At 37.5% G+C, this 24,654-nt stretch carries 15 protein-coding genes; 1 reads left to right on the plus strand and 14 read right to left on the minus strand.

The window, feature by feature from the left end; all coding sequences use genetic code 11:
• Window positions 1-141: 141 nt before the first annotated feature.
• The 3 genes from prfB to T429_RS0104625 all read right to left on the minus strand — a co-directional run bounded on the left by prfB (window position 142) and on the right by T429_RS0104625 (window position 5,308).
• Window positions 142-1,270 (minus strand): peptide chain release factor 2 gene (gene prfB, locus T429_RS0104615; RefSeq protein WP_126418249.1). Its coding sequence is split into 2 segments (ribosomal slippage): window positions 142-1,200 and window positions 1,202-1,270, totalling 1,128 coding nucleotides; the frame shifts between segments, so codons are not numbered across the junction.
• A 169-nt stretch (window positions 1,271-1,439) separates the two neighbouring features.
• Window positions 1,440-3,908: a penicillin-binding protein 1A gene (locus tag T429_RS0104620; protein ID WP_005773573.1), complete on the minus strand. Its 2,469-nt coding sequence runs from the start codon at window positions 3,906-3,908 to the stop codon at window positions 1,440-1,442.
• Between the two features lie 170 nt (window positions 3,909-4,078).
• Window positions 4,079-5,308 carry an N-acetylmuramoyl-L-alanine amidase gene (locus T429_RS0104625; RefSeq protein ID WP_005773574.1) on the minus strand — a complete coding sequence of 410 codons (1,230 nt, stop codon included), beginning with the start codon at window positions 5,306-5,308 and terminating at the stop codon, window positions 4,079-4,081.
• A gap of 613 nt (window positions 5,309-5,921) precedes the next feature.
• On the opposite strand from T429_RS0104625, the gene T429_RS0104630 reads away from it, so the two are divergent.
• Window positions 5,922-8,549 (plus strand): Rne/Rng family ribonuclease, encoded by a 2,628-nt coding sequence (locus tag T429_RS0104630; protein ID WP_005773575.1) that lies wholly within the window; start codon window positions 5,922-5,924, stop codon window positions 8,547-8,549.
• A gap of 88 nt (window positions 8,550-8,637) precedes the next feature.
• On the opposite strand, the gene T429_RS0104635 is transcribed toward T429_RS0104630, so the two are convergent.
• From T429_RS0104635 to nuoL, 11 genes are all read right to left on the minus strand, one after another.
• Window positions 8,638-9,249 (minus strand): invasion associated locus B family protein, encoded by a 612-nt coding sequence (locus tag T429_RS0104635; RefSeq protein WP_005773576.1) that lies wholly within the window; start codon window positions 9,247-9,249, stop codon window positions 8,638-8,640.
• Window positions 9,250-9,856: 607 nt separating this feature from the next.
• On the minus strand, window positions 9,857-13,357 hold the full coding sequence (gene mfd, locus T429_RS0104640; protein WP_005773578.1) for a transcription-repair coupling factor: 3,501 nt from the start codon (window positions 13,355-13,357) through the stop codon (window positions 9,857-9,859).
• A gap of 5 nt (window positions 13,358-13,362) precedes the next feature.
• Window positions 13,363-13,650 (minus strand): FAD assembly factor SdhE, encoded by a 288-nt coding sequence (locus T429_RS0104645; protein WP_005773579.1) that lies wholly within the window; start codon window positions 13,648-13,650, stop codon window positions 13,363-13,365.
• 66 nt (window positions 13,651-13,716) lie between these two features.
• A complete protein-coding gene (locus T429_RS0104650; protein ID WP_005773580.1) occupies window positions 13,717-14,397 on the minus strand; it encodes an ABC transporter ATP-binding protein in 681 nt (226 codons plus the stop codon).
• Complete coding sequence (locus tag T429_RS0104655; protein ID WP_005773581.1) at window positions 14,397-15,665, minus strand: lipoprotein-releasing ABC transporter permease subunit; 1,269 nt, start codon at window positions 15,663-15,665, stop codon at window positions 14,397-14,399. Before T429_RS0104655 ends, T429_RS0104650 begins: the two co-directional genes overlap by 1 nt.
• An 11-nt stretch (window positions 15,666-15,676) precedes the next feature.
• On the minus strand, window positions 15,677-17,002 hold the full coding sequence (gene proS / locus T429_RS0104660; protein WP_005773582.1) for a proline--tRNA ligase: 1,326 nt from the start codon (window positions 17,000-17,002) through the stop codon (window positions 15,677-15,679).
• A 201-nt stretch (window positions 17,003-17,203) separates the two neighbouring features.
• Complete coding sequence (locus T429_RS0104665; protein ID WP_005773583.1) at window positions 17,204-18,880, minus strand: ribonuclease J; 1,677 nt, start codon at window positions 18,878-18,880, stop codon at window positions 17,204-17,206.
• A 47-nt stretch (window positions 18,881-18,927) separates the two neighbouring features.
• Window positions 18,928-19,743 (minus strand): biotin--[acetyl-CoA-carboxylase] ligase, encoded by an 816-nt coding sequence (locus tag T429_RS0104670; RefSeq protein ID WP_005773584.1) that lies wholly within the window; start codon window positions 19,741-19,743, stop codon window positions 18,928-18,930.
• Window positions 19,743-21,197 (minus strand): NADH-quinone oxidoreductase subunit NuoN, encoded by a 1,455-nt coding sequence (gene nuoN, locus T429_RS0104675; protein ID WP_005773585.1) that lies wholly within the window; start codon window positions 21,195-21,197, stop codon window positions 19,743-19,745. Before nuoN ends, T429_RS0104670 begins: the two co-directional genes overlap by 1 nt.
• 17 nt (window positions 21,198-21,214) lie before the next feature.
• The gene (locus T429_RS0104680) at window positions 21,215-22,684 is read right to left on the minus strand and encodes an NADH-quinone oxidoreductase subunit M (RefSeq protein WP_026500883.1); all 1,470 of its coding nucleotides are present in this window, start codon (window positions 22,682-22,684) and stop codon (window positions 21,215-21,217) included.
• Window positions 22,684-24,648: an NADH-quinone oxidoreductase subunit L gene (gene nuoL, locus T429_RS0104685; protein WP_005773587.1), complete on the minus strand. Its 1,965-nt coding sequence runs from the start codon at window positions 24,646-24,648 to the stop codon at window positions 22,684-22,686. Before nuoL ends, T429_RS0104680 begins: the two co-directional genes overlap by 1 nt.
• Window positions 24,649-24,654 lie beyond the last annotated feature (6 nt).

Genomic DNA, 24,654 nt, shown 5'->3' on the forward strand with positions numbered 1-24,654 from the left:
GTTGACTTATGAGAAAAGACTTTGAAAAAAGGACAATAAAATATGAAGCTCTCACATATCAAGGGCTATTAATATATTACAACATCCATAAAACGAGCAATTTAAGAAATAAATCTGCACAGTTGAAGGTGGAATATATCATTAACGAATATCCTCAACTTCTTTGTCTTTTCCATAAATACGTTGAGAAAGTGCGGCCTCTATAAAGGCATCTAAGTTTCCATTAAGAACGGATTGTGGATCAGTATTTTCAATCCCTGTACGTAAATCTTTCACAAGTTGATAAGGTTGAAGAACATAAGATCTAATTTGATGTCCCCACCCGATGTCTGTTTTAGAAGATTCAACAGCACTGTTTTCTTCTTCTCTTTTTTTGAGCTCTTCTTCATAAAGACGGGCACGCAACATTGACCAAGCTGTAGCGCGATTTTTATGCTGAGAGCGCTCAGTTTGACATTGAACAACAATACCCGTTTTTATATGTGTGATTCGAACGGCAGAATCTGTCGTATTAACATGCTGTCCTCCTGCCCCCGAAGCACGATAGGTATCAATACGCACATCTGCTTCTGAAACATCAACTTCAATATCATCATCAATAACCGGATAAACCCAAATGCTTGCAAAAGAGGTATGACGCTTTGCATTTGAATCAAATGGGGAAATTCGTACTAAACGATGAACACCTGATTCTGTTTTTAACAATCCATAAGCATTATGCCCTTTTACAAGAATTGTCGCTGACTTTATTCCTGCTTCTTCTCCATCATGAATTTCTAAAACTTCAACCTTCATTTCATGCTGTTCAGCCCAGCGCATATACATACGCAACAACATAGAAGCCCAATCTTGGCTTTCTGTTCCCCCCGCCCCTGCATGAACTTCTAAATAGGTATCATTAGGATCAGCCTCTCCTGAAAGAAGCACATCAATTTGCCTTTTATCAATCTCACTTTTAAGATTACGTATTGAGTTTTCTGCATCAGCGATAACTTCAACATCGCTTTCTTCTTCCCCCATCGCAATGAGTTCAATGCATTCTTCAAGTGTTTTTGTAAATGATAAAAGACCATTGATTGAATCATCAAGACGTTGACGCTCACGCATCATATCTTGTGCTCGTTGTGCATCGTCCCAAAGTGTAGGATCTTCTGCTTTTTGATTAAGATATTCGAGACGCTTTAGTGATTGATCCCAGTCAAAGATGCCCCCTTAGCAACTGAATTGCTTTTTGGATTTCATCAACTAATGTCTCTATTTCTGCTCGCATAATTTAACACCGTATCTTTTAACACTCTTTCAGGTTATGTCTCTAGCATTTTATATAAACTTAATAGCCTTTATCAAAGAACGGAATGGATCCATCATTCTATTTACAGGACTAACACCATTAAAAAACAGATAAAAACTAAGACTCATGGCAAAGGAGATTTGGCCGATTAATACAACCCACCAGTCCCACTTTCAAGGGCTTTATTGACTTGTGGAGAAGTGGTTATTGCTGGAACACCTTCTTGAAAAGAATTCGTACCCCCAATGACTTGATATATATCAGCAGGACCAGTTCCTGGTTTAAATGCTTCTATAATGACATCTTGCTCTCCTCTTTCCGCAAGCATTCCGGTTTTCCGATTAATTGGCATTAAAATCATACCCTTCGGCATCTTAAAGGGAACATCCGGCTTTCCTTTAAGAGCATCTTCCATAAATTCACCAAAAATAGGGGCGGCCAATGAACTTCCCGTCCCGTTGTATCCCAACGATGCTGGTTGATCATAACCAACAAAAACTCCAACGACGAGGTCAGGGGTAAATCCCATAAACCAGACATCTTTAGAATCATTGGTGGTTCCTGTTTTAGCGGCAATATGTCTATTGAGATAACGTAAACGTGCTGCAGTACCACGCTGAACAACCCCTTCCATCATCGATGTAATCTGATAAGCTGTCATAGGGTCAAGAACTTGATCTCTTTCATCAATTAAAGTCGGTTCACTTTGATTATTCCATGAATTCGCATTACAATTTTCGCAAATACGATCATCATGACGATAAATTGTCTTCCCATAACGATCTTGAATTCGGTCTATCAGAGAAGGTTTAATAGAGCGTCCTCCATTAGCTATGACAGAATAAGCTGTAACCATTCTTAAAACTGTTGTTTCAGCCGCTCCTAGGGCCATAGGGAGATAGGGTTGCAATTTATCGACCACGCCAAAACGCTCTGCATATTCAGCGACAAGAGACATTCCCATATCATTGGCAAGCCGTACTGTCATAAGATTGCGAGAATGCTCAATACCATAACGCAGTGTTGAAGGACCTGCAAAAGTACCACCATAATTTTTAGGTTGCCAAACCTCACCATTATATTGGCGAACTTCGATGGGACCATCTAAAATAACTGATGCTGGTGTATACCCATTATCAAGTGCCGCTGAGTACACAATGGGCTTAAATGCAGAACCAGCCTGACGATAAGCTTGTGTTGCACGATTAAATTCAGACGCAGCAAAAGAAAAACCTCCCACCATTGCAAGAACGCGCCCTGTGTGCGGTTCCATAGCAACAATCGCACCTTCAACCTTAGGGATTTGTTGTAAACGATAAGTGTTGTTTATATTGGGGAGTTTTTCAACAAAAATGACATCCCCAACTTGCAAAACATGAGACAAGCTCTGAACAGTTCTTCGATAACCATTTTCTTTCACAATATGAAGTGCCCATTTTGAATCAGCTTCAGATAAAACAGCAATTTCTCGTTTTTTTGAGAGCATACCTGAAGCTTCACGCTGTGGCTGTAAACCAATCTCTATTTTATTGGGATTTGCAGAAAGAACAACTGCTAAACGCCATTCAGGAACATCACTTAACCCTGTGATATTTGCAAGCTCAGCCCCCCAATCATCATCTTTCTTATCAATATGCGCATAAGCTCCACGCCATCCGTGTGCATGATCAAATTTAATTAATCCGTTTTGCAAAGCCCGCCGAGCAATCATTTGTAAATGCGGATCAAGCGTTGTACGAATAGACAGCCCACCTTCATAAAGTGTTTTAGCCCCATAGCGATGCATTAAACGGCGACGTACTTCTTCAGTAAAGTAATCAGCCGCAAAAACATAGCTATCGCTCCCGCGTATTGTCGCTCCCAAAGGCTTAGCTTTTGCTTTTTCACCTTGTTCACGGGTTACATACCCATTTGCAACCATCCGGTCTATAACCCAATTGCGCCGATCAATAGCACGCTGTGTATTCTTAAATGGATCATAATTTGCTGGTCCTTTTGGAAGAGCCGCCAAATAAGCACATTGTTCTAACGTCAGATCATTGACGGATTTATTAAAATAGGTCAAAGAGGCAGCAGCTATACCATAAGTACCACGCCCCAAATAAATTTCATTGAGGTAAAGTTCGAGAATATGATCTTTTGAGTAAGTTTTCTCAATACGCATTGCTAAAATAGCTTCCTTAAATTTACGCTCTAACGTTGTTTCTGAACTTAAAAGAAAGTTTTTAGCGACTTGTTGCGTTATGGTTGATGCCCCTTCTGGACGCCTTCCAGAACCAATATTACGAATATTATTGATCAAAGCGCGAGAAAGTCCTTCGGGATCTAAACCAAAATGATGATAAAAGTTTTTGTCTTCAGCCGAAATAAAAGCATCTTTAACAAGCTTTGGGATTGATTGTATCGGTAAATAGAGGCGGTGTTTTGTTGCAAACTCTGCCATAAGACGGCCATCAGAAGCATGAACACGGGTCATTACCGGTGGCTCATAAAGTGAAAGGACTTCATAATCAGGAAGTGCGTTTGCTTGACCACTGGTCATAACACCCCATGTTATTGCGCCACAAAGTCCAGTGGCAACAAAAAAACGAAGAAGATATTTAAAAAAAATCATCATAAAAACGGCTATCGCTTTCTTAAGAATTGCTCAAAGAAAAAATATGTTATTTCAATCACACCACGTGGATATCACCACAAGATTGAGAAAAAGAAAATTTGTTTTCTATTTTTATATTTATACTAGGGTAAACTAAAATCCCATATTAATTACTCTATTTTCTTACAAATTTAAAGAGGCTGTACCATTTTCTGTCTATATTCAGCGAATTGACGAATAGAATGAGCAATTGAGAGAGCCATTTGTTTCCTCCAATGAGGATCGTTTAATAACTTTTCATCCTCTTTATTGGATAGATACCCGATCTCTATCAAGACAGAAGGGATATCTGAAGCTCTTAAAACTTGAAAATTAGCATAGCGATGAGGATTATTGATTAAGTTGATATGATTCTTCGATAAACTTGAAATAACACTATTTGCAAAATTAACCGAAAATGTATGCGTTTCACGCCGTGTAAGATCCATCAAGATATCTGTAACTTCAAGCGTTTCATCTGCAGGCAAACCATCAAGCAAATCAACTTTATTTTCACTTTCAGCTAAAGATTTTGCAATGGCATCAGAAGCTTTATCTGATATGGTATACACCGTAGCACCGCGAAGAGAATGGACATCTATTGTATCTGCGTGAATAGATATAAAAAGATCAGCATCAAATTCTTGCGCTTTTTTAACTCTTTCGCTTAATCTTAAAAAAATATTAGAATCACGCGTTAAAGCAACGCTAATATGAGGGTCTTTTTGTAATTCATCGCGCAATGCACGTGCAAAATCTAAAGTTACATCTTTTTCTAAAATTCCAGTGACCCCTCGCGCACCACCATCAATACCACCATGACCAGGATCAAGAACAACACGAAAATTTTGCGCCGGAATCAACGGTGGTTTGGTATCAAAATTTCTCCTTTGCTGGCTCTTTAATATCTTATCAAATTTTTCTTGTGTACTTTTACGAATATCAACCAGCAACTGCCATAAACCACTGTCTAATTTTTTTACGATACTTTTTTCAACAACAAAAGCTGTTTTGCTTGTCAAAATAATGCGTGAAGTTTGTATGTCAGAGAAAGCATAACGTACATCTGAGAGCATAACGGACAATGCATTTTGTTTCTTTAAAGGCATATTTTGCATTGAAAAGTCAATTGTAGGTAAATTGATAACCAAACGTGCAGGCCTATCCAAAATCTGCAAACGAATATTTGGTTTTGAATTGAAAAGCGCAATTATACGGGTATGAGCACTATCACCAATGGTTCTAAAATTGATAAGTCTTAAAGGATCTGCGGCTTGAGCACTGGTTTGACATAGCAAAAAAAATAATAAAAAGCATATGAATTGCGCAATAACATCCCAATAAACTGTTTTCAGCTTTTGGATAAAAAAAAATCTTATCATAAGCCCTCTTATCATAAGTAAAGTATTCTACAACGACATTTGTAATAATTTATCTTGGTCATATAAACACAATACACTAAATTTATTGTCTATTTTTCAATAAACGCTAAACTTCTCCATTATAAACACCCAAAAATGAAATTAAGATCACAAAAATATTATCATGATACATGATTTACATTGTTACTTGCCAAACGTATGATATCAACATAAAAGAATATTGGTGCTTCCTAGCTGATAATCGATCTAATTATCTGTAACTCATAGTAAGTTATCTTTAAAGGGGTTGTTGCATATTATGCGTTGAGACTTTGTTATGGATGAAAAATTTCTATGTTATAAAATTAGGATTGCATTATTTAAGATTCGTTGGTTCGGATATCCGAACTGTTTTAAAGATTATTTTACCAGAGACTTTTAAGAAATATGAGTCATAAAAAACAGATGGAGATAATGATGAGAAATGGTGTAAATGCAGTTATGCATCTACACGTGGTGTTCCGTCCTGTTTTTCTGGTACCTCCCTTTTATGGCAGACAGCTCTTTACATCTACGAATGATTACATCGTTCGTTTGAATAAAATTGGGCATGTCGCCTTCAGGATATTAACTTATGTCAAACAAAATGCTTATAGATGCCTCTCATCCGGAGGAAACACGTGTTGTTGTTGTTCACGGCAACAAAATTGAAGAACTTGATTTTGAATCAGAACATAAAAAACAGCTCAAGGGGAATATTTATCTTGCACGTATTACGCGTGTAGAACCATCTCTCCAAGCAGCGTTTGTTGAATATGGTGGAAACCGACATGGTTTTTTAACATTTTCTGAAATTCATCCTGATTATTATCAAATTCCTATTGCTGATCGCCTTGCTCTTCTTGAAGAAGAAGAAAAGGCAGCTGTAGGAGAAAATCCAACAGATGTTTTTACGGAAGAAACAACTAAAAATAAAAAACGCTCTAGAAGAACAAAGAAAAATGCGAAAAACAATGCTATAGCAGCCGATGTTGAAAATGATAATACCTCCGAAGCTGTAACTATTGATCATACAGAAGAAATATTAAATGCCGATGTTTCTTATGATGAGATCGAAATGGTCGGTGCTGAAGACATCCGTGAAGAGCTCCCAACATATCAAAGAAAACAAGGGCGCCAGTATAAAATTCAAGAAGTAATTAAACGTCGTCAAATTTTGTTGGTGCAAGTCATCAAGGAAGAACGTGGAAATAAAGGTGCCGCCCTTACAACATATCTCTCTCTAGCAGGTCGTTATTCTGTTCTCATGCCCAACACAGCACGCGGTGGTGGTATTTCACGAAAAATTACGAATATACAAGACCGTAAGCGTCTTAAAGAAATCGTAAAAGAATTAGCCGTTCCAAAGGGGATGGGCGTTATCTTACGAACTGCTGGCGCTAATAGAACAAAAGCTGAAATTAAGCGCGATTATGAATATCTTATGCGGTTATGGGATACGATTCGCACTTTGACACTCGAGTCAACGGCACCATGCCTAGTTCATGAAGAAAGTAATCTCATAAAGCGTTCTATACGAGATCTTTACAATAAGAACATTAGTGAAATTCTTGTCTCTGGAGACCAAGGATATCGTGAAGCGAAAGACTTTATGCGTATGCTTATGCCAAGTCACGCAAAAGTTGTGCAACCTTATCGCGATCCTACACCTATTTTTGCAAGAAATAATATTGAAATTCAACTTGATAAAATGTTGCAACCACAGGTTTCTTTAAAATCTGGGGGATATCTTGTTATTAATCAAACAGAAGCACTTGTTGCTATTGACGTCAATTCTGGACGTTCTACGAGAGAATTCTCTGTTGAAAAGACAGCTTTACAAACAAACCTTGAAGCTGCAGAAGAAGTAGCGCGTCAATTACGCTTACGTGACCTTGCTGGTTTAATCGTGATTGATTTTATTGACATGCTTGAAGAACGCAATGTGCGATTAGTCGAAAAAAAATTAAAAGACTGTTTAAAAAATGATCGTGCTCGTATTCAAGTTGGCCATATTTCACATTTCGGCCTTTTAGAAATGAGCCGTCAACGTATTCGCATATCAGTTTTAGAAAGTACAACACAACCTTGCCCCCATTGCGCAGGAACAGGAAGTATACGTTCTGAATCATCAATTGCTTTACATGTCATGCGCTCCATTGAAGAATATCTTCTTCATAATTCGCAACATAATATTATTGTGCGCACACCCGTAGCAACAGCGCTTTATGTGTTAAATCATAAACGCAATATTCTTGTTAATTTAGAAACACGCTTTAAACTTAATATTAGTATTGAAGCAGATGATAGTATTGGAACGCAACATCTTGTTATTTCTAAAGGCACAATAGCAGAAAGTATTTCTCAATCTCCATTGGAAGATGACAATAAGCAAGAAATTGAAGATTCTATTTTCATAAAAAGTGAATCTATTGACAATTCTCCTCCCATTGAAACAAAACAAAAACGTCGACGCAAAAATCGCCACGATGAAATTACTGATCATTCTCTCTCTGACATTCATAAGAAAGAAGAGACATTGAGTGATGATTCTTCTTACCGTCGAGGGCGCCGTCGAGGACGTCGTGGTGGTCGACGCAATCAAGATAATAATCTTCATCAGATTCGCATCCCTTACGCAGAACCAGTAGGAGATTTTGCTCAGCAGGCTTTAGCAGAAATTAAAGCAGCACACCGCAAACGTCGTGTTCCATCTACTCAATCTTCTAAACCTGAAGAAATAAAAAATGATACGCAAGCTCTTGATGTACAACAGCAAGATGAAGCTAAAAAAGTTGATGATACAAGTGTTAAACTTAAAAAACGTAAAACACGTTCTTCAAAGGCGGTAGAAAATACTCTCTCTCTAGAGAATGATCAAAATATCGCAGAACAAAAATCTCTTGAAGAAAAGCCTAAAAGCAGTTCGGTACGTAAAATTAGAGCAAAAAAAGCAGCACAATCTGTTCATGAAGGTGAGGATACCCCCCCTGAAAACACTAAGAAATCAACACGTAGAACACGTAAAAATTCATCCTCTAAAGAAATAGAAAAAACATTAGAGAAAGAAACTGATATGAAGGTGGAGAGAACTGTCGAAACTTCTCCTTCCCCAATTGAAGAAACAATCAACCAACCTGTTGTTATTTCATCAACATCTCATGATTCTCCTAAAACTGCGCGTATTGGTTGGTGGAAACGTAGAACTCTTTCAAAAAATTAACAATAAAAAGAAACCGCCACAATTTTTTGTGGCGGTCTCAATAAACAATCATAGAAAAAGTTTAAACCAATTTTATGGCCTGTGTGTATTATTTTTGTTTTGCTTTCTCTTGCTCAGCCCGCATACGCTCTTCAATTTCTTTTTGATTTGATTGAATAGCTTGCTGCAGCTTTATTTGCTCTTGTTGGAAATCTTTTTCTTCCATACCAGGACCGGTATACGCCGCTGTAAATCCATTAAGAGAAAATTCAATAGGATTAGCTGAACCACGGAAATTAACTGTGGTTACAACCATTTTTGTACCACTTTTCATAGCTGCAATAAGCTTATCATCTAAAACATCATTGGCAATACAACTTGGTCCATTACAAATGATATAAGGAATTTTTTTAGAGAAGCCATCACCTATTTGAATGTGAACACCTTCTGGCAAAAAACGACCTGTAGGCACTTGAATACCTATACGTTTTTCATTTTGCTTCCCTTTTATTTCAACAAGATTAAAAGCCGTTAAAGGTTGTCCCGTATTTGATAATACAGTATTCATTGTATTACAAATATCAACATCATGCTGCTTACTGCAAACTTTGTACCAACCTTGCGATAAAGTCTGCGCATTTGCAGAAATACTAGCTACAAGAAAAAGGGCAGCTGCTCCAACTAATACTGAAACAGCAGAATAAAAATTTTTATGCGACATGATTAAGTTAATCCTTTCAACGCGCTTTTAAGTAATTTAAAAAAAATATTAAGTAAAAAGTTCCAATTTAAATTTTATTAAACAATAATGAAATAAAACTTAATTTCATTACTTTTACTTCAATATAAAAAAAAAAGTCAAATTTAGAGAAAAACTACGACGATCTATGTAAACTTTTATATACCCATATAGCTTTCCCCTCTTTATCACACGGGTATTTGATGCAATCTATCCATAAAACACCTCTATGCAATTATGCTAAGATTACACAAACGAATCAATATTGCAATATCAATTAAAATAAACTCCTATGCACTTCTAAAAATCTTATAAATTTCAATTTTTTACACTTATTATTCTCCATGTTAGCCTATAAGGTTTTAGAAACAAATATTGCAGTGCATGAAGCTCCAAAATATTAGATAAAATTTGTGTTTTATATGTCCGTAGTATAACTGAAAAGGATAGAGTTAAATCATAAGGACACTTGATAAACTAAATATATTCCTAATCTGCAGCTTTTGAAAAATTGTAAGGATTTTTTTCTTATAAAAAATTAATAATTTGTTGTTTTTATAGAATAATTCTGAAAAGTAGAGGAATTGCTTTAAACAGAATTTTTTTCTGCCATTTCTACCAACTCAGTCATAATCGTTGCTGCTCCAATAAGTCTTTCATCAACTGTAGCCCAATCCCGAATAAGAGCAATACTTTGATCTGGACGAATTTTTGCCATTGAACCTTGTTTTCCCACCCACTGAACAAGAGCAACACTATTGGAAAAATAGTTATTGCGAAACTGTATGACAATCCCCTTTGGTCCAGCATCCAATTTTTCTACATGAGCTTTTCGACACAATATTTTGATATGAAAAACTTTAAGAATGTGTTGAACTTCAAGGGGTAAAGGACCAAAACGATCGATTAACTCGGCTGCAAACTCATCAATTTGTTCTAAATTCTCAAGTTCCGTCAAGCGTCGATAAAGCCCCATACGTAATGATAAATCAGGCACAAAACTTTCTGGTATCATCACGGTTGTAGCAAGTGAAATTTGAGGTGACCATTGCTTATCCTCACTTAGTTCTCCATCTTTTAATTCAGCAACAGCTTCTTCGAGCATTTTTTGATAGAGTTCAAATCCAACTTCTTTGATATGTCCTGATTGTTCTTCACCTAAAAAATTTCCTGAACCACGAATATCCATATCGTGACTTGCCAATTGAAATCCAGCCCCCAATGTATCAAGAGATTGTAACACTTTAAGACGACGATCAGCCGCAGGTGTTAAAACTTTACCAGATGGAAAAGTAAAAAGTGCATAAGCACGTTGTTTTGAGCGCCCTACCCTTCCTCGTAACTGGTAGAGTGCAGAAAGACCAAACATCTCAGCGCGATGCACAATTAATGTATTGGCTGTTGGAATATCAAGACCGGATTCAATAATGGTTGTCGATAGTAAAACATCATATTGCCCATCGTAAAATGCATTCATAATATCATCAAGCTGTCCAGCCGGCATTTGTCCATGTGCTATAACGAACTTGAGCTCTGGAACATGCATTTTAAGGTATTCTTCTACAAAAGCCAGATCAGAAATACGAGGACAGACATAAAAACTTTGTCCACCACGGTAGTATTCTCGAAGCAATGTTTCGCGTATAACAAGTGCATCAAATGGTGAAATAAAAGTACGAACCGCCATTCTATCAATGGGTGGAGTGGTAATTAATGAAAGTTCACGGACCCCCGATAATGCCAATCCTAAAGTTCGCGGTATGGGCGTTGCTGAAAGTGTAAGAACATGAATATCACTTTTAAGCTGTTTTAAACGCTCTTTGTGTTTCACCCCAAAATGTTGCTCCTCATCAATGATAAGAAGACCTAACCGTAAAAAGTTAACTGCACCACTTAATAATGCATGGGTTCCAATGGCAATATCAATCGTACCATCTGAAATCCCTTTTTTGACTTGTGTGAGTTCTTTCCCTTTCACAAGCCTTGATACATGACCAATTTTAACCGGTAATCCTTGAAAACGCGAAATAAATGTCTTGTAATGTTGACGTGAAAGTAAAGTTGTCGGTACAACAACAGCGACCTGATATCCATTTAATGCTGCAACAAAAGCACTTCGAATAGCCACTTCTGTTTTTCCAAAGCCAACATCACCGCATATCAAACGATCCATCGGCTTTCCTGAGGCTAAATCATCTAAAACGGCATCAATGGCGTTCATTTGATCTTCTGTTTCTTCATAAGGAAAACCAGCAACAAACTCATCAAATGGACCAACTGGTGGAAGTAAAGCAGGCGCAGCACGGGTCGCACGCTCCGCAGCTATACGAATTAATTGCCCTGCCATTTCCAATAAATGTTTTTTAAGCCGAGCTTTACGTGCTTGCCAAGCAACACCCCCTAATTTGTCTAAAGTTACCTCTGTTCCTTCTGAACCATAACGTGAGAGAAGCTCAATATTTTCAACAGGTAAAAAGAGTAAATCACCTCCAGCATATTTAATTTCAAGACAATCTCGTAAAATTCCAGTCGTGGTGATGGTTTTTAGACCAACAAATTGGCCAATACCATGATCAATATGCACAACAAGATCACCAGAATTTAAAGCAGAAATCTCAGAAATAAAATTTGTATTATTCTTACGACGCTTTGGTGATCTAATAAAGCGATCACCTAAGATATCTTGCTCTGCTATAATAGCTAGATCTTCAACCTCAAAACCATGTTCTATCATGATAACAGCTGCTAATATACGATCTCGTGGTGTTGCTTTGACTGTTTGCAAGGATTTTACAACGTCTATTTTTTTCAATCCATGCTCATCAAGAACTTGTAGCAAACGATTGAGAGATCCTTCACTCCAACACGCTAAAAGTACTTTTTTGCCAGAAGCACGTAAAGATGCGATGTGATCAATAACACTTGAAAAAACATTCTTTTCTTGCGCATTACGCTCTTTTACAAAATCATATCCCTGTTTTACTTGTGTGTGAATAACTGTTTCTTCCAAACTTTGTGGAATATTAAAAGGCGAAAAATCAATACGCTGTGAAGATTGTTGCACACACCCTAAAACACGCTCTGGCGTTAAATAGAGAAGACTAGGATCTATCGGATGATAAGACGTTGTATTTTCTTTATCATTTTCGCGTTCTTTACGCGCGTTATAATAGTCTTCAATAAGGCGATAACGCTCAACGAAAACTTCTTCTATGAGATGTTCAAAAACAAGCGGTAAATTGCCACAATGATCAAAAAAAGTATCAAGGCTCTCATAAAAAAATGGGAGCCAATGCTCCATGCCAGCAAAACGCCGACCTTGAGCAATTGCTTCATAAAGCATATTATTTTTTTGTGATACACCAAATGTACGGGTATAATTGCTTTTAAAACGGCTGATGCATTCATCTGTCAAAACAACTTCGCTCATTGCCTGTAATAAAAGTTCAGTTTTTTGGCGTATTGTTCTTTGACTTTCTGGATCAAATACACGGATGCTTTCTAGGGTATCTCCAAAAAAATCAAGACGTAAAGGCTGAGTATCCATAGGAGAAAAGATATCTAGTATTCCTCCTCTTACAGCAAACTCACCAACATCACGAACAACCGTAACGCGTTCAAAACCATTGGTTTCTAGGAACTGAATGAAATGCCCCATGTTATGGCACTGGCCAACATGTGCATGAATAAGCTGAGCTTCTATCATTTCACGAGGAGGCAACTTTTGCATAATTGCATTTGCTGTTGTTAGAATAATTGCAGGATGTGGATTTTGACGCAAATTGGCTAGGTGTGCCAATGCTGATAGTCGACGTGCCATAATAGCAATTCCTGGTGACACGCGATCATAAGGCAAACAATCCCATGCAGGAAATTGAAGGACGGGTAAATTGGGTTCAATAAAATTTAAAACTTGTTGTAAGTGCGCAATTTTTGTTCCGTCTCGGACAACATAGATGAGTGGTTTACCCTGTGCAATTTCTGAACTTAATTTCGCAAGGGCAAAGGCTTCAAATCCATCAGTAATGCCATCAAAAATCATATGAGCAGGACTATTGGGGGGGATGATATTTTTTTTAAATATAGGCATTTAAATCAATAAGTTAAATAAGTACGATAATTGGCAATATCACGAAAAAGAGGACTATTAATTTCAGAGGGGGGTGAAATTTCTCCGGTAATCCATGTGAGTAAGTCGCGATCATCAAAAGACATAATATACTCAAGTTCAGAGAGTGTTTTATCATTCATTCCAGTGATATGAGCATTAACATAATGTCCAAAAATGAGATCCATTTCACGAATACCGCGATGCCATGCGCGAAAAATCAATCGGCGACGACGCATATCCAATTGATTTTTGTCGTTGACAAAAGCTGTCATAAAAAGTCTCCTTGAATAAAGTAATATAAACCATTCAATTAGTCGTATAAAATTTATACCTTGCCTTTAAGGAAGTTCAATAATCTTCTGATCTTTAAGTGTAATTCGACGATGCATTTGCTTTGCCAAAGCGTAATTATGTGTTGCAATAAGAGCAGAAAGACCAGACTGACGAACAAGAACAGATAAAGCTTGAAAGACATAAGCTGACGTTACAGGATCAAGATTTCCGGTAGGTTCATCTGCTAAAAGAACCGAAGGGCCATTTGCTACGGCACGTGCAATAGCAACACGTTGTTGCTCGCCTCCCGATAACTCTGAGGGACGATGATTTGCCCGATGAGAAATACGCAAATACGTCAATAACTTACGCGCACGATCTTCTGCGATGGACTTGTTTAATCCTGCTATCATTTGCGGTATCATAACATTTTCTAAAGCTGTAAACTCTGGAAGTAAGTGATGAAATTGATAGACAAAACCAATATCATTTCGTCTGATAGCTGTTCGCTCACGATCAGAGCGTTTCGCACAAGAAACACCCCGTAACAACACATCACCAGCTGTTGGTTTTTCTAATAACCCCGCAATATGAAGAAGTGTTGATTTTCCAGCACCAGATGGTGCGACAAGTGCAACAAGCTCTCCACGATTAAGAATAAAATTCGCTTTATCTAAAACAATGAGCGGCTTATGACTCTCATAAAAGCGTCTTTCAATCTCTACAAGCTCTAAAATCGCTGTCATTATTCATACCTCAAAGCTTGTACAGGATCTAGCTTAGCAGCACGCCATGCCGGAATGAGAGCAGCAAGAAATGACAATAATAAAGCCATAAGAGCAACCAAAACAGTTTGTTTCCATTCAATTTGTGCAGGCAGTTTTGTTAAAAAATAAAGTTGAGGATTAAAAACATCGACATTAAATAACCAAGAGATAAAGTCTTGGATATGATTAATATTCGCGGTCGCGATAACACCCAAAATTAAGCCTAATATCGTTCCAATAAAACCAATCATCATACCTGTGATAATAAATATACGCAAAATTGCACTCTGTTGAGCACCCATTGTGCGTAAAATTGCGATATCATGACTTTTATCTTTTACAAGCATAATAAGGCCTGAAATAATATTTAAAGCAGCAACAAGAACAATCAGAGAAAGAATGAAAAACATGACATTCCGTTCAATCTGTAAAGCTGAAAAAAAAGCCTGATTACGTGTACGCCAATCAATTAAATAGACCTGTTGATCAACTGCTTTTTCTACAAGAGGTTTTATTTGATCAACAGCATCAGGATCGTTTAGAAATAATTCTAAAGACTGAACCTTATCGCCTAAATTAAAAAACATTTGTGCTTCATGGAGAGGCATAAAAACAAATATTGAATCATATTCAGACATACCAACTTCAAAAATAGCAATGACTTTATAAGCTTTTACACGTGGTGTAACACCAAAAGGTGTCTCATCACCATCAGGGGTAATAATACGAAGATCCCTCCCAACTGTAAGCCCTAATTTTTCTGCTAAACCACTTCCAATTGCAACACCGTCTTCTTGATCAAACTGAGAAATCGAGCCTAATTTAATGTTTTGAGAAACTGTTTTAAGTTTTTCTAGATCTTGTTTGCGCATACCACGAACTAACGCGCCAGAGCCACCTTGGGCTTCACCTTGAACAAGCGCTTGACCTTCAATAACAGGCAAAGCAAACTTCACACCATTTTTAGATTCTAAAGAAGAAATAAGAGTCTTATAATCAGAAAAACCAGAATCAATTGTTTGAACAATAAGATGCCCGTTCATACCAAGAATACGGTTAAGAAGTTCTGTGCGAAAGCCATTCATCACCGCCATAACAACAACCAGAGCAAAGACTCCCAACATAATCCCAATAAGAGAAATAATTGAAATAACAGATGCGACGACATGCTTTTTGTTGGGAATCATATAACGAAAAGCGATCATCCACTCATAAGATGAAAACCATTTATTTTTCAGCCTCTTCATAACATTTCCTATTAAATTATAGAAAGTTGGCTGAGCGCATCTTCAACCGTTAGAGATTTTTTTACACCTGTTTTTCGATCTTTAATTTCAACTTCATTTTCTGCAATACTGTTAGGACCAACAATGATTTGCGTTGGCAAACCAATCAAATCCATTGTTGCAAATTTTGATCCAGGACGTTCATTTCTATCATCTAATAATGGATCGAAACCAGCATCCTTTAATCCCTGATAGAGAAACTCACATGCTTTTGTACATTTTTCATCATCAGGTTTCATATTGATAATCCCAAAATCAAACGGTGCCATCGATTTTGGCCAAATAATTCCCTTTTCATCGTGAGAAGCCTCAATAGCGGCCGCAACAAGACGTGAAGGTCCAATTCCATAAGATCCCATCGAGACCACATGCTCTTTTCCATCTTGTCCCATAACTTTTGCTCCCATTGGAGCAGAATATTTCGTCCCAAAGTGGAAAATATGTCCGACTTCAATACCACGCGCTGAAAGACGATTTTCCTCAGAAATTTTAGTCCACTCTTCTTCATTATGCATTTCTTCTGTCGCTGCATAAAAAGATGTCCACTGTCTAACAGTATTATCTAAAACAGCTTTATCACTAAAATCGATTGAACTATCGGGAACGTTCAGTTCAAGAAATTGTCTATCACAAAAAATAGCGCTTTCTCCTGTTTCTGCCAAAATGATAAATTCATGACTAAGTTCCCCCCCTATTGGACCTGTATCTGCACGCATGGGAATTGCCTTTAAGCCAAGGCGAGAAAAAGTGCGTAAATAAGCCACAAACATACGATTATAAGATGTTTTAGAGCCTTCATAATCAAGATCAAAAGAATAAGCATCTTTCATTAAGAATTCCCGTGCCCGCATCACACCAAAACGTGGGCGAATTTCATCACGAAATTTCCATTGAATATGATACAAATTAAGCGGAAGATCTTTATAAGAGCGAACATAGGAGCGAAAAATATCTGTGACCATCTCTTCATTGGTCGGGCCATAAAGTAAATCACGCTTTTGACGATCTTTAATGCGGAGCATTTCCAAACCGTAATCATCATAACGACCACTTTCCCGCCAAAGATCAGCAGATTGAATTGTAGGCATCAATATTTCTATTGCACCAGCACGTTCTTGCTCTTCACGAATAATTTTACAAACTTTATCAAGCACTTTTTTTCCCAAAGGAAGCCAAGAATAAATCCCTGATGTTTGTTGTCGAATCATCCCAGCACGCAACATAAAACGATGAGAAACAATTTCCGCTTCTTTAGGATTCTCTTTTAAAAGTGGAAGGAAATATTGAGAAAGACGCATTGAAATAATTAACTCCTACTCAGATCTATCATATTGGAACAATTTAATATACCCTCTATTCATCTATAGCCGCATTCTGAATACTTGCAAATATAACGATCTTATTGTTTAAAAATTTGTTGTGCTTTATTCTCTATTTTTCTTATTGAGCAATAAAATAAGAATGCTCTTCTTTTTTTAATAACGTAATATGGAAATGCTTTATTTTGACTGATGTAAAAAAACTGTACAGAGAGGTTTTTTTTGCCAAATTTCATAAACAGCCGCTCTTACTGCACGTCGTGTTGCCTCTCGAATAACTTCATTATTTTTTCGCTTCATGCGTGGAATGTTATAAACTGTATTTTCCACAACCTCTAAAAGAATATCTTTTAATTTTTCCCCCTCTCCATTACTTTCAGGGAGTCCCAATATGCTTAGACCGATATCATCCAATAACTCATGCTTGCTATTCATATGGAGAGAAACTGCAACATGACCAGCATAACTTAATTTTCTACGCTCACGAATCCCTAGCTCATACTCATCTCCAAGAAGACAGCCATCCTTATAAATACGACCAACAGGCACGTAATCAATAACTTCTACAGGCGTTGGTGCAAGACGTAGCATATTACCATTTCTAATATCCCTAACAATTTTAATCCCTGCTTGACGCGCTAAAGCCGCTTGAGCAGTAAGATGTATTGCCTCACCATGCACAGGCACAAGTATCTGTGGTTTTATCCAATCATACATCTGTAAAAGTTCTGAACGACGGGGATGACCTGAAACATGAACAAGGGCATCTTCATTCGTAATCACTTTAATACCCAAATCGATAAAACGATTTTGTATCTCAAGAATCGCTTTTTCATTTCCTGGAATACTTCGCGATGAATAAATAACAGTATCTCCAGTAGAAAGCACAATATTCCTCATCCCCTCACGTGACAGCTTAGCCAAAGCAGCACATGGCTCACCTTGGCTCCCTGTGACAATTAAAACAAGTTCTTTTCGTGGGATGTAACCATAATCATCTTCCGTTACAAATGGCGCTAACCCATCCATATAACCAAGCTCTTGTGCAACCATAATACTTCGTTTAAGGGAACGCCCAATGACAAGAACCTTACGCCCAACAGCTTGAGCAGCAAGAGCAATAGAACGTATCCTACCAATATTAGAAGCAAAAGTTGCTATTGCAACACGTCCTTCAGCTTTCGAAATAATCTCAGAAAGACTGGTTTGGACCTGCTGCTCTGATGGAGATATACCATCCCGACATGCGTTTGTGGAATCACAAAGCAATGCTAAAACACCTTTATCGCCTAACGCTCGAAATCTTTTTTCATCCGTCACAGCTCCAAGCGAAGGCGTATGATCAATTTTCCAATCACCCGTATGAATTACAGTCCCCAAAGACGTTGTAATGGCTAAAGATACAGATTCTGGTATCGAATGATTAACAGCAATTGCCTCTATGGCAAAGGAACCAACCTGAAAACAATCCCCTGCTTGAAAAATATTAAATGACATTTTTTGAGATTCAAAATCTGATTGCCTTTTACTTTCCAATAACCCTGCCGTGAAAGCTGTACAATAAACTGGAACTTGTAATTTTGGCCATAAATCAAGAACAGCCCCATAATGATCTTCATGTGCGTGTGTTAAAACAAGACCACGTATATTATGTTTTTCACTTTCTAAAAAACGAATATCAGGGAGAACAAGATCAACTCCTGGTAATTCAGAACCAGCAAAACTAACGCCCATATCAACAAGTAACCATTCACGAAGATTTTGGGAGCCAAATCCATAAGCAGCTAAATTCATTCCTATTTCACCTACACCACCCAGAGGTAAAAAAACAAATTCACATTTACTGGTTGCAACCATTAACATCTCCCAAATCATTCAGACAATCTGATGGTAAAATAATTTCGTTAATAACCGACTGCATGAACAGAAGCAGCCGAACCAAAATGAACATCTCCCGCTGTTATAATGGCTGTCTGACCATTTTTTTGTTTTATGATACCGTTAAAATCACGATCAAGTCCCTCAAAAATACCCTCAACGATTTTTTCATCATTCATTACTTTGACATATTTTCCGAGGTGAGCTGAATATAAAAGCCATTTATTTCGGATTATTTCACACCCTTTTGGTTGTTTCCAAAGAAGGTAATTTCTAGAAAAAGATTCCGTCAAAACCGTAAATAACTGCTCTGCTTCAATATGCAAACCGATACTCTGTAAACTTGAAGTGGGATAGAGTGCATCTTCGTAATTATATTTCACATTTATTCCAATACCAATAACCAATGCATCTTGTTGTGATGGCAATTTTAAAATCTCGAGCAAAATTCCAGAGCTTTTAGCACCTCTAAGCAAAATATCGTTTGGCCATTTTAAGCTTACAATATTTTCATTGCCTGTTTGCTTTTCAGCTTTTATAAATTGTTTTATGGACTCTGCCACACTGACTCCAGCAACAAAACCAAGTTGAGCAGCGCTTTGATGAACAATATCATCCATTAACAATAGACTACAATAAAGGTTCCCTTTTGGACTATTCCATGCCCTCCCTCTTCTAGCCCTTCCTTGTAATTGCTCTTGCGCAACAATCCAAAGATAACCTTGATGACCAGTTTGCGCTTTTCGTTGAGCAATGAGATTGGTTGAATCAACGCTTTCGTACGATTCAACAGTGTATCCTTGTCTCTTTGCAAAATCTGATAAAATATAAACCATATTCATTAAAATAATGCAGCGGCCGCTTGTTCTGCCAATTCAGCAAACCAAATTCCAAAAAAGGTGTAAAATAAAATAAATAATGCAGAAAGACCAAGACAAAACTGAAGCTCTTTTGATAAAATAGCAAAATGCGCTTTTGCATCATCAAACCACATAATTTTAATAACCCGTAAATAGTAAAAAGCGCCAATGACGGAGGCTATCATACCAACAATAGCAAGTGGTGTCAGACCAGCATGAACAGCAGCAGAAAATGTATACCACTTCCCAAAAAAACCAGCCATAGGAGGTATACTGGCTAGCGAAAAAAGCTGTATTGTCATGACAATTGCCATAAATGGATTTGTCTTTGCTAATCCTGAAAGATCATAAATATTTTCAACATTGCCACTCTGGGATCGCATTCCAAGAATAAAAGCAAATGAGCCAAGAGTAACACCCAGATAAATGGTCATATAAAGGATAACGCTTTTTACCCCAAGCATATCTCCAGCCGATAAACCTACAAGTGCATAACCCATATGGCTGATCGACGAATAAGCCATTAAGCGCTTAATATTATTTTGACCAATTGCAGCAAACGCACCAAGTATCATTGATGCAAGTGCCATGAAAACCAAAATTTGTTGCCATGCAGGCATCGCGCTATCAACATGCCCTAGGGGAATAAAGGTCATCACAATAATACGGATGATTAAAGCCATTGCAGCAACTTTAGGCGCCCCAGCAAAAAATGCTGTAATCGGTGTTGGGGCACCTTCGTAAACATCAGGTGTCCACATATGAAATGGAACAGCAGAAATTTTGAAAGCCAAACCAGCTAAAATAAATACAATTCCAAAAATAACGCCCAATTGTAAATTTTCACCTTTTAAAGCAAGAGCAATTTCGTGAAAACCAATTTGACCGGAAAAACCATAAAGCAAAGAAATGCCATAAAGCAGCATTCCTGAAGATAATGCTCCTAAAACAAAATATTTTATACCGGCTTCAGAAGATTTTACATTATTACGATTAATCGCTGCTAAAACATATAAAGCTAAGGACTGTAGTTCTAATCCCATATAAAGTGATAGCATATTCCCCGCTGAAATCATCAGCATCATGCCAAGGGTTGCTAAAAGAACAAGCACTGGAAATTCAAATATATTGAACTTTTGCGCATTCGCAAAACCAACAGACATAATAAGAGCAAAAAGTGCACCAATAAGCGTTAAAATTTTCATATAACGACCAAAAGAGTCAATAATAAGCGCATTGGTTTGAAATAAGCCAGTCTTTGGAAAAACGATGAGAATAATAATGGTTGCCACAAGAAGAGCCATGGCTAAACCTGTCACCGTTAAAGAAGCACGTGCATTGGAATAAACACCAACCAAAAGCAACACTATTCCCCCTAATGCAATTAAAATCTCTGGAAGAATTAAGACTAATTGTGTTATCATTTCACTTTGCATGAGAATTCTTCCCTTATCTAGTGTAATTTATTGATGAGGGCTTCTACGGAAAACGCCGTCGCTTTAAGAAGTGGCGTTGGATAGATACCAAAGAATATTGTAAGAATAACCATTGGGTAAAGAATAAATTTTTCTCTTGACGAGAGATCTATCAGTACTTTCAAATTCTCTTTATCCAAGGAACCAAAAATCACACGCCGATAAAGATAAAGGGCATAGGCTGCTGATAAGATAACACCTGTTGTCGCTAAAATAACAACCAATTTATTCACTTGAAAAACACCTATTAAGGTTAAAAACTCACCCAAGAATCCTGAAGTTCCAGGAAGTCCTACATTTGCCATCGTGAAGATTAAGAAAACAACAGCATATTTTGGCATATTATTCACTAAACCACCAAATGCTGAAATTTCACGCGTATGCAAGCGATCATAGATCACCCCAACACAAAGAAATAACGCTGCTGAAACAATTCCGTGCGATAGCATCTGATAAATAGCCCCTTGTATTGCCTGTTCATTCGCAGCAAAAATACCCATCGTGACATATCCCATATGCGCTATTGAGGAATATGCAATAAGTTTTTTGATGTCACTTTGAACAAGTGCAACCAACGAGGTATAAATAATTGCAATAAGCGATAATGTGAAAACAAGAGGTGCAAAATCTGCTGAAGCAATAGGAAACATAGGCAAAGAAAAACGAAGAAAACCATACCCACCTAATTTGAGTAAGACACCGGCTAAAATAACAGAACCTGCTGTCGGTGCTTCCACGTGAGCATCAGGGAGCCAAGTATGAACTGGCCACATCGGCATTTTAACAGCAAAAGAAGCAAAAAATGCAAGCCATAACCATATTTGCATATGGGCAGGAAACTGATAATTGAGTAAAGTTGGTATATCAAGTGTTCCTGCCTGCCAATACATAGCCATAAGGGCAACCAGCATAAGCACTGAACCAAGTAAAGTGTATAAGAAAAACTTGATACTTGCATAAACACGACGTGCACCACCCCACACCCCTATAATGATAAACATTGGAATGAGGCTACCTTCAAAAAACACATAAAATAATATTGCGTCAAGAGCACAAAAGACTCCAATAATCGCAACTTCAAGAAGAAGAAAAGCAATCATATAAGCTTTTAATCTCTCTTTAACATTCTCCCAGCTTGCTAAAATACAGAAAGGTAAAAGAAAAGCCGAGAGAACAACAAAAAGAATAGAAATACCATCAACCCCCATATGATAGCTAATGCCATTCCCTAGCCAACTGAATTTTTCAACCATTTGAAAATTGGGGTTGCTAGAATCAAATCCTATCCAAATAATTAAAGAAATAACAAAAACAAATATCGTCGTAAAAAATGCGACATTGCGTATATTATGGCGTGCAGCTTCACTATCATCTTTGATAAACAAAATCAGAAGCACACCCACAAGTGGCAAAAATGTAACCGTAGAAAGAATAGGCCAATCGGTCATTAGTTTACGCCCCCGATCATCATCCATGTAATCAGCAATGCAACACCTATAAGCATCGCAAATGCATAGTGGTAAAGATAGCCTGTTTGCATCCGAACAACTCTATTTGTAATATCAACAACACGCGCTGCGATACCATTAGGACCTAGACCATCAATAATTTTACCATCTCCCACTTTCCAAAGAAAAGAACCAACCTTAAAGGTAGGACGAACAAACAAAAAGTTATATAATTGATCAAAATACCATTTTTGGTAAAGAAATTGATATAATCCTGGCATAAGACGAGCCATTTTCTTGGGAAGAGATGGAAAAGAAATATAGAACAAATAGGCAAACATAAACCCAAGAACCATTGCTATAAAGGGTGACCACTTTACCCAATTAAAAACGTGGTGGGCATCATGAAGAATATGATTGTGGCTGCTTGTAAACAATGCTCCCTTCCAAAAAGCATCATAAAAGTCACCAAAAAAGTAAGGTTGAAACACAACACCTGCAAATATTGCCCCAAGAGATAAAATAAACAGTGGCATTAACATAACTGGAGGTGATTCATGAACATGATGCATAACATCAGCTGTTGCCCGTGGCTTCCCATGAAATGTCATAAAGATAAGCCGCCATGAATAAAAGCTTGTTAAAAAAGCCGCAAAAACAAGGAGATAAAAAGCATATCCTGAAGCAATATTATGCGATGCAAAAGCAGATTCTATAATCGCATCCTTTGAAAAAAAGCCTGCCGTCCCAAAAAGTGTTCCTGGAATTCCAACACCCGTTAATGCAATGGTTCCGACCATCATCATCCAATAAGTGACCTTTATATGCTTGCGTAAGCCACCCATTTTTCGCATATCTTGTTCATCAGATACAGCATGAATAACAGAACCTGCACCAAGAAATAATAAGGCTTTAAAAAAAGCATGCGTAAAAAGATGAAAGACAGCAGCACCATAAGCTCCAACACCTAATGCTACAAACATATACCCGAGTTGAGAACATGTAGAATAAGCAATAACACGCTTAATATCATTCTGCACCAATCCCACAGTTGCTGCAAAAAACGCTGTTGTTGCGCCAACAATAATAATCACGGTCAAAGCAATCGAAGAAAGTTCAAAAATTGGCGACATACGCGCAACCATAAAAACACCCGCCGTTACCATTGTAGCGGCATGAATAAGTGCTGATACAGGGGTTGGTCCCTCCATTGCATCAGGAAGCCAAGTATGTAAAAGAAATTGTGCTGATTTTCCCATCGCACCAATAAACAATAAAAGACATGTAATAGTAAGTGTCGCCTGTCCATCAAGCTGCCAACCTAAAAATGTCATATTTTGTACAAAGCTATTGTCTGCAGCTTTTGCAAAAATAGTGGCAAAATCAACGGATTGGAATAAAATGAAAATACTAAAAATTCCTAAGAGAAAACCAAAGTCTCCAACACGATTGACTACAAAAGCTTTCATTGCAGCCTTATTAGCAGAATCGCGCTGAAACCAAAAACCAATCAAAAGATAAGAAGCAAGTCCCACACCTTCCCAGCCAAAAAACATCTGAATCAAATTATTGGATGTCACCAACATAAGCATCATAAATGTAAACAAAGAAAGATAAGAAAAAAAACGAGACCTTGAAGGGTCATGGTGCATATAACCAATTGAATAAATATGCACTAATGCCGAAACACTGTTCACCACAACAAGCATAACAGCCGTTAATGTATCAATATGGAAAGCCCAGTTAAAGCTTAAATCACCAATGGTGAGCCAATGTAATACTAATACATCAATCGCTGAATTATGACCAAGTGCAAGCTTGAAAAATGCTATCCACGACAATATGGCAACAATCACCATAAAGCTACATGTTATCAATTCGCTTGCACGATCTCCTATGGTTTTTCCACCTAATGCAGCAATTAAAAAACCCAAAAGCGGAAGAAAGACAATCGTATAATACATCACGGG

The sequence above is a fragment of the Bartonella elizabethae F9251 = ATCC 49927 genome (assembly GCF_000518165.1).
Classification (GTDB): Bacteria; Pseudomonadota; Alphaproteobacteria; order Rhizobiales; family Rhizobiaceae; genus Bartonella; species Bartonella elizabethae.

Bases quoted from the DNA above. Each gene is read 5' to 3' on its own strand.
- T429_RS0104620 (WP_005773573.1), bottom strand. From the start codon at position 3,908: ATGATGATTTTTTTTAAATATCTTCTTCGTTTTTTTGTTGCCACTGGA.
- T429_RS0104625 (WP_005773574.1), bottom strand. From the start codon at position 5,308: ATGATAAGATTTTTTTTTATCCAAAAGCTGAAAACAGTTTATTGGGAT.
- T429_RS0104630 (WP_005773575.1), top strand. From the start codon at position 5,922: ATGTCAAACAAAATGCTTATAGATGCCTCTCATCCGGAGGAAACACGT.
- T429_RS0104635 (WP_005773576.1), bottom strand. From the start codon at position 9,249: ATGTCGCATAAAAATTTTTATTCTGCTGTTTCAGTATTAGTTGGAGCA.
- mfd (WP_005773578.1), bottom strand. From the start codon at position 13,357: ATGCCTATATTTAAAAAAAATATCATCCCCCCCAATAGTCCTGCTCAT.
- T429_RS0104645 (WP_005773579.1), bottom strand. From the start codon at position 13,650: ATGACAGCTTTTGTCAACGACAAAAATCAATTGGATATGCGTCGTCGC.
- T429_RS0104650 (WP_005773580.1), bottom strand. From the start codon at position 14,397: ATGACAGCGATTTTAGAGCTTGTAGAGATTGAAAGACGCTTTTATGAG.
- T429_RS0104655 (WP_005773581.1), bottom strand. From the start codon at position 15,665: ATGAAGAGGCTGAAAAATAAATGGTTTTCATCTTATGAGTGGATGATC.
- proS (WP_005773582.1), bottom strand. From the start codon at position 17,002: ATGCGTCTTTCTCAATATTTCCTTCCACTTTTAAAAGAGAATCCTAAA.
- T429_RS0104665 (WP_005773583.1), bottom strand. From the start codon at position 18,880: ATGGTTGCAACCAGTAAATGTGAATTTGTTTTTTTACCTCTGGGTGGT.
- T429_RS0104670 (WP_005773584.1), bottom strand. From the start codon at position 19,743: ATGAATATGGTTTATATTTTATCAGATTTTGCAAAGAGACAAGGATAC.
- nuoN (WP_005773585.1), bottom strand. From the start codon at position 21,197: ATGCAAAGTGAAATGATAACACAATTAGTCTTAATTCTTCCAGAGATT.
- T429_RS0104680 (WP_026500883.1), bottom strand. From the start codon at position 22,684: ATGACCGATTGGCCTATTCTTTCTACGGTTACATTTTTGCCACTTGTG.
- nuoL (WP_005773587.1), bottom strand. From the start codon at position 24,648: ATGTATTATACGATTGTCTTTCTTCCGCTTTTGGGTTTTTTAATTGCT.